Origin of the sequence: Croceibacterium segetis, assembly GCF_011320115.1 — a bacterium.
GTDB classification, from domain to species: Bacteria; Pseudomonadota; Alphaproteobacteria; order Sphingomonadales; family Sphingomonadaceae; genus Croceibacterium_B; species Croceibacterium_B segetis.
On record NZ_JAANOZ010000021.1, the window covers coordinates 26728 to 37317 of the forward strand.

The window sequence follows — 10590 nt, forward strand, 5'->3', positions numbered from 1 at the left end:
TCGCCTCGTCCCTGCATCGCTGATGTTTAGATGCGCTCGGCCGTGCTGGTTGCTCTACGTCCGCGGCACGTGCCGCAGACCTGCTCGAGCGCCTGCCAGTATGAAATTGCGTACTTGCGGCGCTGCGTGTGGATCATGGCGCAACCTTCGCACATGACCCGCCCACGCTTTGCTTGAACCCGCACCTCCTCGGGTTTGTCAGACGCTGGAACGGTTTACGCCCAGACGGCGACACCGTTTCGGAGCTATGTGTCTTTCGCCTTACTTCATGTTAACAGTAGCCGGCGATCATTGTCGTTCTTTGGGAGAACGACGTTGACCATACGCGCCGTGCTGGAATCGCCGACTGGCATCCGGAGCCGATCGGCCGCGCGCACGAAGCTTCAATTAGCGACTTCAGTGATGCGTACCAGGCACCAAGCGATCCATGTGACGATTCACGATCTGTCCGCTGAGGGCATGCTGATCGAGACTTCGGCTCCCTTGAAACTCAGCGAGAAGCTTGCCGTCGAAATGCCAGGAAATGGCTGGCGAGATGCGATGGTTGTGTGGTCTAGCGCGCACTTTCATGGCTGTCGCTTCACGAAGCCGCTTGGAAAGTCGATTGTGAGCGCGGCACTACTTAAGTCCGTTCCAGCACCAACGCCAGCGCAACGTAACCTAGGCCCATTGCCACCGCCTGAAAAACTTGCCGCAGGATTGGCGGTTTTCCGAAGAGATCATGGTTTGACCATGGATCAGCTTGCAAAGCGTTTAGGGGTAAGCCGGCAAACGTTGTGGTACTGGGAAACTGGCCAGCGACGCCCTCGGGAAGACCGATTAGCCGAATTGCAGCGCGCACTGGATTCATTCCCCAGGAACTCGCATAGCGGCGATGCGCCTGCGGGAGTACCCGGTGCCTTGGGTCGGCTGAAGCAGCTGGTCGCCGCCCAATTAGGAATATCGGTTGAGCGAGTAAGAATCATCGTCGAACTCTAGCTCAAGAGAATTGCAGCGAAACTGCAGCTCTCCTCCTGAGCGGCGAAGCCGTCCGGGCTGCGTTCACTGGGAGTCGTGCAACAGACCTAAGATGTGAGCCTCACAATCGGCGGATTGGCGGGCTGTCAGTCGAACCGAAACCCCACTCCGGCCTGTCCCACACCTCGCCGATCGTGACATAATCGTGTCGCCGGTTTTGCGGCGACGTCAAAAGAAGTAGCGGATGTGGGCGGTGACCGGCAGCATCCATCGAATTCTCCGGAGAGCCGCGAGACTCCCTTCGGCCATGATTGGCCGCGGTGGGCCAAAGATGCCCTTGGGCCGACCTCAATGCGATCCTGGCGAAGAGACGGAAGCAGTGTAACTTCTGCCGCTTCCACCCATCGTGGGGGCTCAAGTCTCGATTTCTAGTCGACCATCTCTGCGCGTATGGCCACGCGAACCGCATCGGCGTTTCGCGCCGCACCCAGCTTCAATTTCATCGAATTTATGACTTGAGCCGCGCCAGTGACATCGGTCGACAGGATTCTCGCCAAGTCGCGCAAGGATCCACCGACGGCAACATTTCGCAGCGCATCCAACTCGGCTGGGGAGAGGTCCGCCACGAGCGCCCGGGCATTCAATGTCGGGCTCATGCTTTGCATCCCGCCTGTTCCTTTTGCCGCCGCCCAAGCGGCTAGTGCGGGACTAACCTTGCTGGTGCGTGGCCATCGGTGGTGAGGATAGAGTTTTCCGGAATGGTGAACCAGGCAGTGACCATGGCATGAGCGACCACTCGCCCCTGCGAAGAGGGTGTCGAACGAGAGCCGGTCGCATTTCGCCATGAACACGGGCTAGCAGCCGGATACACCGTCACGCCACGGGTTTAATCGTAATCATTGGTCGGTGCCGCTCGTCTGTCTTGACGCGGCAGACGAAGAGGAGAGAGGTGGCGAAGGTGTGCGCACTTTTGCGCTCGCACGCTGGGGGAGTACGGCCGAGTCGAGGCGAACTGAAATGAGCGACATAGCGATCCGGTTCGATGGGCTCGTGCTCGCGGCTTCGGTCCTCGTCGCGAGCGCGACATATGTCGCGTGGCGGCCGTAGTCCATATCGCATATGGTGCGCCGCCGACAGGAGGGCCCGATACAATCGATTGGTTGAAATCGTCAGCTTGGCGCTGCTTCGTTCACGCCACTTCGGGTGTCCGCCCGTCGATCGACGGCGTTCGCATGCGCGCCAAGCGCCCAAGTGCTCGATATCCGCGATTTGGCCCTGGCGCGACCACGCGCTGTTGGCTGAACATGGGACGCAATTCCCAGTTGCAAGCAGGCTCCGCGAAGCTTCGCCTTGTACATTAGATTATCGGCATTCCGCACGAGATCATCAAAGCAGGCATCGCCCGGTGGCACGACCAAGCCCCCAACACTGCAATTCAAGCTGTCGCCTTCGGCTTTGATCCTGTTCATGGCCTTGTGCAGCCTCAGGGCCACCGTCTTGGCTGCAGCTTCGTCTTTGACGCTCATGAAGATCAGGAATTCATCCCCGCCGACGCGCGCAAAAATGTCATTCTTGCGGATCATCTTCCTGACTGCGGCCCCGTAAGCTCGCAGGCAAGCGTCGCCGGAAGCATGTCCCTGGACGTCGTTGACCTTCTTCAATCCATCCAGGTCCGCATAAACCAATAGCCGCCACCGTCCTGCGTCGATCGCCGAGGGAGCGAGTTCGAAAAACGCCTGTCTGTTTAGAGCGCCCGTCAGGACGTCGCTCCTCGCCAGCCACCACTCCCTTAAGTAAGCCCGGCGCGCCCCAGCCATGACGGCCACCACCGTTGAGATCGCGACAAACCGCATCCCGAAGTTCCACGCGAAAGCAGCCGCGGCGTACGGATAGAGATTGAATCCATTGAGGGCGAGGGTGAGCACCATACAGCCGACGCCGATCAGTTGTCCGGCTCGCCAGCCGAGTGACCAAGCGGCGATGCAAATCACTAGCAAATAGGCTGGTCCGAACCAAAGATCCGGTCCGGTAACGAGGTCTAGAAAAGCCGCAGCATCCGTGCAGATCAGGACCATGACCCATGCCGAGGCTGGGCGGAGTCGCACCATCTGGTCGAAAATGCGCGGCACGGCGACGGGATTGGGAGGTGTCCTGTGCATTCATTACATTTTTGCCATCAGCCCGTGAACAAGTCGTCTCGACCTCCGGTAAGTAATTGCACGTGCCCGGCAACGAGATCGGCATTTGCAGGCAGCCGGCCATCCTCCCCTTTTGACCTGCCCCCGGATGATTTGCCCGCTGGCGGCGAACGGTCGCTTTTGACGGGGCACGCTCAAGCGTAGCTCGTCTCCTTGTGGCGGTCTTGTTCAAATCGGCGATCCGGTCGCTCCTGGGGACATTCTGACCTGCTCGAGACCGCGATCATCCGGTACGGCCTCTCAAAGTCAATCAATACTCCGAAGGTAGACCCTGACTGATGTGCCGTTCGCTGATGAAAGGTCGGCATGCATTTTGCTTAGTGGATCACCATGTATCGGGTGTTTGAAAAACAGCCCTGCTTGGGCTCCACGTACCCAGCCAATCCGAGCCGCAAGAAACATGAAGTTGAAACCCTCGAAGAGGTAAGTCTTGCCTTTGATCACTTTGCCCGTGTCAATCTGCACGACGCAGCTATACGCATCGAGGTCCTTGATCGTCACCGAGGCGCAGTTGGATGCGGCGTCCATCTCGCGAAATTCGACCGCTTTGCTCATCGACGCACGCTGGCATCTGAGAGATTTCGGAACCGTTTGAGACGTTCGTTAAATTTGCGTGAGCGCCTAAATTCACACCGGTCGATACTGTTGCAAAGAGCGCTTCTCCGGCAAGCAGCCGATTGATGCCGCGGCGGCGCCAGAGACCGGGAATGGTTCAACAGGGGCGCGGTTCTGAAACGCTGCGCTGGTGAGGCACGAAATTATCCGCGCCGACGTGTTCAACGGAATTGGCCAGACCCCGGCGGGACGCGAAGGGGAATGACGAGAAGGCACGCTGAGAGCCGCCAGTGGCCGCACTTATCCGAAAAGGCGCCGAAACCAACTCCTGTCATTCGGATCAATGGTGGATTGCCCTGATGCTTCAATCAAATAGCTCCCGAGCACGAATGCCTGTTGCTTTGACATCAAAAGGCGCGAGAGATCAGGGTCCTTCGCGTCCAGCGCCGCGGCGGAGCGAATACTTTCTAGCCGCAGCATAATTCGATCGCCGAGATCCTGATGTATCCAGCCGACTAGCGCTCCGTGACTGTCCACGGGGATTCTCCCGATAGTGAAGAATTGAACCTGACGGATTCAGCGATCTCCTGCAACGCGTAACGCAGCTCCAACTCGAAGCGCGGCAATCCGGGGGGGCCGCGCTAAAACGTTTCGCACGGGCGAAATGCCCTCTCGGGCCGGTTATCCCTAAACTGCGCGCCCCCGGGGTGATGCACAGCTGACCTAAGGGGGTAACGACAATATTAAGCTCATTCCTGCAGCAAATTTGAAACGCGGGGCCCGTAAATGCTCGTTCCCGGAAGGGGGCGATCAAATGTCTACTGCTCAGGTATATCGCAAGCTTGCTGAGAGTCAGCGCCGCTTGGCCGAGCTCTCCGACTTTCCCCTGATGAGGGGTCGCTATCTCGCATCAGCCGAGAGGTGGGAGAGACTGGCGCAGCAGAAGAGCTTGGCAGAAATGCCGACGGGCGAAGCGCGCGGCCAGGAGCATTCTTCATAGTGACCAAGGCCATGCCGCGACATAGCGATAACTGGATCGCGGTGGCAAGTGAGACGGTCCGAGCGACGTCAGAACTCTACTCTCGCGTTTGCTGGTGTCCTCCGCGGCCGGTGAATCGTCGCGTCGCCGATCTTGGTGCGCCGCGTGCCGCACGGCGCTCCTGTGACCGTACCCGCGCATACTTTCGCCCAGGCGAGTAATGGCGGGCGGCCCAGACTCCGCCAAAAGCAATCAGTACCGCCATGACGGCCAGACTGTATCCAAGAACTTCGCGCATGCGCGTGACGGCCTATAATTCACGAGACGCAACGCGGGTGAAACAACCCGCTCACTCGTGTTGCCCCGGTCTTCTCTTCATTGCCAAGACGAAGCCAAGCCTTCCGAGTTCCTCGAGGCCGGCGCTTCGCCCGCTGGTGTCACTTGCTTGCACGGTGGCGTTCGCGGCTTGCGGCGCTTGCGGTCTCCGCGCAGGCGAGTGGAAATACCCGGGCGGGGGACCGCCATGGCTTCAAGACGTCTAGTGAAAGCCGCGCGCCGTTCACAGACCGGGAGCCACGACAGGCCCATTGGCGCCAAAGAAGCGCCGAGAGTCAGGGGGCTGAACCCTCGGTGCTCTACACGCGGATGCGGAGTGCCCCTGTCGGAGAGCTTCCTACCCATATGGCGCGCGAGTCTGCTTTACAGATCAGGCGCGCTGCACCACCTTACCGGTAACTGGAGCGAAGGCGTAGCGTCGAGAGGCAGATCCTCCCCAATTGGGGAAGACGAATCTCACCTTTGAGATCTCACTGGCTTCTGATTTGTCTTTGGCCGCGCCAGCCAACTTGAGATCGGCTGTGCGTTTCGCCATGACGGTCGGCTGTCAGCTTCACCTCTCTGCAGGCTTCGAGCGCGGCAGCGCCTTCGCGATGCTTTGCGCACCTTCGGCCAGATTCAGACAGTCGCCGGCGCCGCTGCCTGCTTATGGAACGCGGTCTAGTCCTCGCATATGCCGGAGAGTCGTGGCAGTCGCGTGGCTAACGGCCAATCTATTCTTGAGGGACCTTCTCGCACCGACAAAATGAGTTCACCGGACTCAAGGTCGTTTGCAAGGGGGCCCAGCTGCTCCGCCGGGACGAAGTGAGCCTTATCGTAAGCCGCCCGTTTACCTTTCCGGAATGGTTTCGCCGCTATGGCGCCTGGCATGGACATGCCGGCGGCGCGCGTGCGCGAATACGATGCAGACGATCCGTCGATTGTCCCTTTGGTGACGTCCTCACCTGCGTCTGACGTTAGGGCCAATTCTGCGGCGGATCCGTGGCGGAAACTTTACCTCACGCCCGCGATGAAATTCACGATCGCCTGCGTGGTCGCGATTGCGTGGGCCGCCTTTAGCGTATGGCTCTCGCTGACTTGGCTAGGCGAGCTGGCAGCGGTTACCAACATGGTGTTCGCAGTGACCGCCATCACCTTCATCGCTTACGTTCCAGGCTTCATGAATGCCTTTCTCCTGACGACCCTGAGTCTCGATCGCAAGCCGCCCCGCCGGGTTCCGAGCACCTATCCCGGGGCGACGATCCTCGTGGCTGCCTATAACGAGGCCGACGCCATTCGCGACACGCTCGAGAGTCTGGCCGCGCAGGATTATCCCGGACCGTTCCAGGTGCTCGTGCTTAACGACGGCTCTACTGATGACACGGTTTTGCGCGCCGAAAAGGCGCTGACAGAATTGCAGTTCCCTCCGAACGCCTCGGTCCGGATTCACGACTTCAAGACCAACCGCGGCAAGTCCGCGGTTCTTAATGAGGGGCTGGCGGCCGCTCGTTACGACTTGATCCTGACAATCGACGGAGATTCGTGGGTCAAACGTGATGGTCTGCGGAAAATCGTCGAGCGGCTGCTGTCGGATCCGATCGATACCCAAGCAGTGGCCGGCGCGGTGATGGTGCGCAACTCTCGGGAAAACCTGCTCAGCCGGGCGCAGGAATGGGATTACTTCCACGGCATCGCGTCGGTGAAGCGCATGCAGGGAATGTATCACGGTACCTTAGTCGCGCAGGGCGCCTTTTCGCTGTACCGGCGGGCGGCGCTGGAAGAAGTCGGCGGTTGGCCCGAATGCGTTGGCGAAGACATCGTCCTGTCCTGGGCGCTCCTCCAGGAGGGCTACCGCATCGGTTACGCCGACGACGCGCTGGCGTTTACCAATGTGCCAACCAAGCTGCGGCAGTTCGCGTTGCAACGAAAGCGTTGGTCGCGCGGCCTGATGGAAGCCTTCAAGGCGCACTGGCCGCTGATGTTTAAGCGCCGCATGTCGACGTTATTCGTTTGGTGGAACGTCTGCTTCCTGCCGCTCGACTTGGTCTACACGCTTGTGTTCATCCCGGGCTTGCTTTTGGCGTGCTTCGGGTATTTCTACATTGCGGGCCCGCTGACGGTCGCGGTGCTGCCGCTTGCGGTATTATGGAACGGCATCATCTTTCGCGTTCAATCCGGCGTCTATGCGCGTGAGGGCCTGCTCGTGCGGCGTAACATCGGCGGCTTCCTATTCTACGCGCTCGCTTACAGCCTGCTCATGCAACCAGTATGCGTCTGGGGCTACCTTTCCGAGTTGCTGGGTTTGCGCAAGACGTGGGACACCAAATGATCGGTTTGAGGACCTTCGCCGCGCTGTCCCTGAGCCTAGCGGCCTCACCGTCTTTTGCGCAGTCAAGTGACCCGCTTCCGGCGGATCGCGCGCCGGCGGCCGCGAGCATCGACGTGTTCGCTTCGACCGACGCCGATCACACCGAAGTGCTGCGTGCCGGCATCAATCTCGACTGGTCGCATGCAGGTGAAGACCGCTACCAAGGCATTCGCCTCGAAAAGGCGTTGTTCACGCCACTCGGCCAAGAAACCACCGGCTTCGAGCGAATCTACGCGCGATATGCGGACAAGGGCGATCTCTGGGCATGGAGTGCCCAGATGGGAACCGACGGCGCGACCGCGCTAGGATCGTTCAACCTCACGGATACTTCGCGCTACCGCAAGGAGCTCTTCATCGAGCGCGATATTCTCGAGACGCCGCGCGGCGTGCAGGAAGGCATCTACTACACGTTCGCGGGGCTCGCGCTGGACGTGCCTTTGACTGACCGCGATACCACCACCGTGGTTCTTGCGGGGCAGGAGTTCACCGGCAAGAACGTGCGCCTCCACGTCCGCGGCAACTATGTTCACGTGCTCAAGCCCAGGTGGGGCCTGAGCGTGCAGCTCCGCACGCGTTATTTCCGCAGCACGGTTCCGGGCGAGTACGATTACTTTTCGCCCAAGTGGTATGTGGAAGCGCTGCCCGTGATCCAAGTGCGGCGCTTTTCCGCCGGCTGGCGCTACGTAGTAGCCGGCGGCTACGGCGCGCAACGAGACGCCGCATCGGGCTGGCGTTCGTCGCGCTATCTTAATGCGCAGGTGAGCAGCCCGGCCTCCCGTCGCGTCCAGCTTAAGGCCAGTCTTGTCTACAGTAACACGCCCGTCGGCAGCGGCTATGTGTACGATTACCTGCAGGGAACGCTTAGCCTCACGACACGCCTGTGATGTCATTATCCCTGATACTGCCGATGCCGTTTCCCGGGGGGGCTGATTTAGCGATTCATCGGCACCTCAGTCCCGCCAGGGGCCGCTCCAGGGGATTGGCAGCTTCCTCAACTTTGGACCACCGAGCGGGGATCGTCCACCTACCCTCGTCCACCTGCATAGCCACAGACCATCTGTTGCAGCTGTCGGAAGGTCGATGGCCTCACACCCCGAAAACGCACGAGGCTGCAGTGACTCACAGCGTGAGGTAGATCGCCAGGCCGATGATGCCCCACGAAAGCAGGGACAGATAGAATGCCACTGAGAAGCGCAACTCAGGCCAGGTTCCGCGATCGGCAACGGGTGCGGCCTGAGTTTGCGGCACCGATGACCTGTCGGCCGGGTGCCCACGTGGATCGGCCTTGAGTAGAGCTGCGCTGAGTCCCGCCGGCGATATTGTTTGGTCCAATTGGCATCCAAAGAACACACCGCTCGCCCAGGCCACTTGTGCCGTCACCATCCTCTTGTCGGGTAAGTCGAGCGTTATAAGATCACTTGGCGAGAGAGTCGTGCTCTGCGTCTCGATAAGAAGCCCGCGGGGCGATATGTCGCGGATCACAACCGGAAATTCGTCCGCGGACGGTGGATTTGCGGTTGCTGACAGCGTGAGGGACCTGCGATCGGATTGGCGCCGCTCGGCCTTGCCAGTGACCTCGTCGGTGAAACTTCCTTCGCCAGTTGTCGACCGCTTGAGAACTGCGTTGAGCCGCATGAATCTCTCCCTTCGAAGGCGGGAGTATGCGCAAAGGAGGTTAAGAAACGCTCTGCCGTAAGAATAGGCGTTTCCCCGCTCGCTTTTTCGTTCGAACCCAGCCCCGAGCCTCACCAGGCGCTCAGACATGGCCTCCAAAGCCGTATGTCCTGTTGGCACCTGCCCGGCGATGCGGTCATCTGCCTGCCTTCCCAGGCCGTTCCATTGATGTCCTCGCCTGGCGACCGACGGTTGTAGGATGTCCCATTTTGGCGCGAACCGGTCTGAGCTAACTTTCGGTGAGTGGTCGGTTTTGTGTCTTCCCGCTAGGCCGCAACTTAGTGGTTACGCGAGTCGCATTTGACAGGGGTTAAAGATGAAGAGTGTTAAACTAAAGATGGCGTCGACGGTTTTCGCCATTTTGGCAGCCTCTGTCGCTTTCGCCTCACCGGCGAGCGCCACGTTGACTGTGGTATCGCCTTGCGATCCGAGCTTGACGACGCCGGATGCCGTGGCCTGTGCTGGCTATTATTCGGGCAACCTGATCAATGGCAGTCCGAACGACATTTTGAATCAAAAGGAAGCGATTGCTTCTTTGCCAGGCGACTTTGAATGGGATGGCAATTGGGCGGTCCTGGATCCTGAATTCAAGATAACCTCCCTTTCCAACGTCAATAAGCTCGATTTCGGCAAAACCCTTTATGGCAAAACGATCATCGGGGCGCATTTCGGCAACGTCTATGGGCCCGCGGGCAATGTCAGCGTGTTCTGGCTCTTCGATCTTGGTTCCGAAGGCGCCAGTCACGTCAGTCTAGACCACACCAGCGGGTTCTCAAACGCGGTGCTCTATACCACGGGCGTCCAGGCCGTCCCGGAACCGGGTACATGGGCGCTGCTCCTCGTTGGTTTTGCAGCGGTTGGTGGCGCGATGCGGGCAAAAAGGCGCTCGAATAAGAATCCAGCGCTCTCGTACGCTTGACCGTAACCCGAAGCCTGGCAAAGCGCCGCCGCCGAGGGGTCGGCGGCGCTTCTCGTGTCAGCTCTGCAGCGCTCCTTGTCGGTAGGCGACCGACGCTTGCGCGGACGCTCGATTGGCGCATGTTCGGCGGTCGCAGCTTCGCCACCGGCTTGTTTGCCAGTTGCAACAAAAGCTGCGGTTCTGTCGCCGCTGGACAGCTCATCTTCGCAATGGCCGGCGAGACGAATGGCACAGGCACCAAGAACGGCACAGAGACTAGGAGCGTAACCTCCGTCCTCGATTAGAGCGGTCCAGCCCCGTAACCGAACCACGCGCCTGGCTCTGGCAACGACCGCGTTTCGGCAAAGGATCGGCTCCTTGGATCAATTCATGGCGGTGACTGGCCGAAACCGGCCCTCATCGGTTCAAATTTGTCGGCAACCGACTCGCAATTTTGTCCTCCCGCCAGCGTAAGCATGTCCTTAACCATTTGCCTTCATAAATGGTGAGAAAAGAGCTGGGGGCATATGCAATGCGCGTACTGCTGATCGAGGACGAGCCGACTACCGCCAAGGCGATCGAGCTCATGCTGACGACAGAGGGCTTCAACGTCTACTCGACCGATCTCGGCGAGGAGGGCTTGGAC

General features: G+C 59.8%; 8 protein-coding genes and 1 pseudogene. 5 read left to right on the top strand and 4 right to left on the bottom strand.

All coding sequences use genetic code 11. The annotated features are described in order from the left end of the window. Nucleotides 1-315: 315 nt before the first annotated feature. A complete protein-coding gene (locus G7B69_RS15650) occupies nucleotides 316-978 on the top strand; it encodes a helix-turn-helix transcriptional regulator (RefSeq protein ID WP_166180967.1) in 663 nt (220 codons plus the stop codon). A gap of 407 nt (nucleotides 979-1385) precedes the next feature. Here G7B69_RS15650 and G7B69_RS15655 read toward each other — a convergent pair whose 3' ends face one another. From G7B69_RS15655 to G7B69_RS15665, 3 genes are all read right to left on the bottom strand, one after another. Then, nucleotides 1386-1622: a hypothetical protein gene (locus G7B69_RS15655; protein ID WP_166180968.1), complete on the bottom strand. Its 237-nt coding sequence runs from the start codon at nucleotides 1620-1622 to the stop codon at nucleotides 1386-1388. Between the two features lie 504 nt (nucleotides 1623-2126). After that, nucleotides 2127-3032 (bottom strand): GGDEF domain-containing protein, encoded by a 906-nt coding sequence (locus G7B69_RS15660; protein WP_166180969.1) that lies wholly within the window; start codon nucleotides 3030-3032, stop codon nucleotides 2127-2129. A gap of 369 nt (nucleotides 3033-3401) precedes the next feature. Next, nucleotides 3402-3710 carry a hypothetical protein gene (locus G7B69_RS15665; protein WP_166180970.1) on the bottom strand — a complete coding sequence of 103 codons (309 nt, stop codon included), beginning with the start codon at nucleotides 3708-3710 and terminating at the stop codon, nucleotides 3402-3404. 2183 nt (nucleotides 3711-5893) lie between these two features. On the opposite strand from G7B69_RS15665, the gene G7B69_RS15670 reads away from it, so the two are divergent. Together G7B69_RS15670 and G7B69_RS15675 are read left to right on the top strand one after the other, a co-directional pair. Then, a complete protein-coding gene (locus tag G7B69_RS15670) occupies nucleotides 5894-7333 on the top strand; it encodes a glycosyltransferase family 2 protein (protein ID WP_207786048.1) in 1440 nt (479 codons plus the stop codon). Beyond that, nucleotides 7330-8256 (top strand): hypothetical protein, encoded by a 927-nt coding sequence (locus tag G7B69_RS15675; RefSeq protein ID WP_166180971.1) that lies wholly within the window; start codon nucleotides 7330-7332, stop codon nucleotides 8254-8256. Before G7B69_RS15670 ends, G7B69_RS15675 begins: the two co-directional genes overlap by 4 nt. 235 nt (nucleotides 8257-8491) lie before the next feature. Here the strand turns inward: G7B69_RS15675 and G7B69_RS15680 are convergent, their stop codons facing one another. Beyond that, the gene (locus tag G7B69_RS15680) at nucleotides 8492-9007 is read right to left on the bottom strand and encodes a PilZ domain-containing protein (protein WP_166180972.1); all 516 of its coding nucleotides are present in this window, start codon (nucleotides 9005-9007) and stop codon (nucleotides 8492-8494) included. Between the two features lie 376 nt (nucleotides 9008-9383). Between G7B69_RS15680 and G7B69_RS15685 the strand changes: the two genes are divergently transcribed. Together G7B69_RS15685 and G7B69_RS15690 are read left to right on the top strand one after the other, a co-directional pair. Then, nucleotides 9384-9965 carry a PEPxxWA-CTERM sorting domain-containing protein gene (locus tag G7B69_RS15685; RefSeq protein WP_166180973.1) on the top strand — a complete coding sequence of 194 codons (582 nt, stop codon included), beginning with the start codon at nucleotides 9384-9386 and terminating at the stop codon, nucleotides 9963-9965. 511 nt (nucleotides 9966-10476) lie between these two features. After that, nucleotides 10477-10590, top strand: a pseudogene (locus G7B69_RS15690) (DNA-binding response regulator); the annotation flags it as partial.

Bases quoted from the DNA above. Each gene is read 5' to 3' on its own strand.
- G7B69_RS15685 (WP_166180973.1), top strand. From the start codon at position 9,384: ATGGCGTCGACGGTTTTCGCCATTTTGGCAGCCTCTGTCGCTTTCGCC.
- G7B69_RS15675 (WP_166180971.1), top strand. From the start codon at position 7,330: ATGATCGGTTTGAGGACCTTCGCCGCGCTGTCCCTGAGCCTAGCGGCC.
- G7B69_RS15680 (WP_166180972.1), bottom strand. From the start codon at position 9,007: ATGCGGCTCAACGCAGTTCTCAAGCGGTCGACAACTGGCGAAGGAAGT.
- G7B69_RS15670 (WP_207786048.1), top strand. From the start codon at position 5,894: ATGGACATGCCGGCGGCGCGCGTGCGCGAATACGATGCAGACGATCCG.
- G7B69_RS15665 (WP_166180970.1), bottom strand. From the start codon at position 3,710: ATGAGCAAAGCGGTCGAATTTCGCGAGATGGACGCCGCATCCAACTGC.
- G7B69_RS15655 (WP_166180968.1), bottom strand. From the start codon at position 1,622: ATGCAAAGCATGAGCCCGACATTGAATGCCCGGGCGCTCGTGGCGGAC.
- G7B69_RS15660 (WP_166180969.1), bottom strand. From the start codon at position 3,032: ATGGTCCTGATCTGCACGGATGCTGCGGCTTTTCTAGACCTCGTTACC.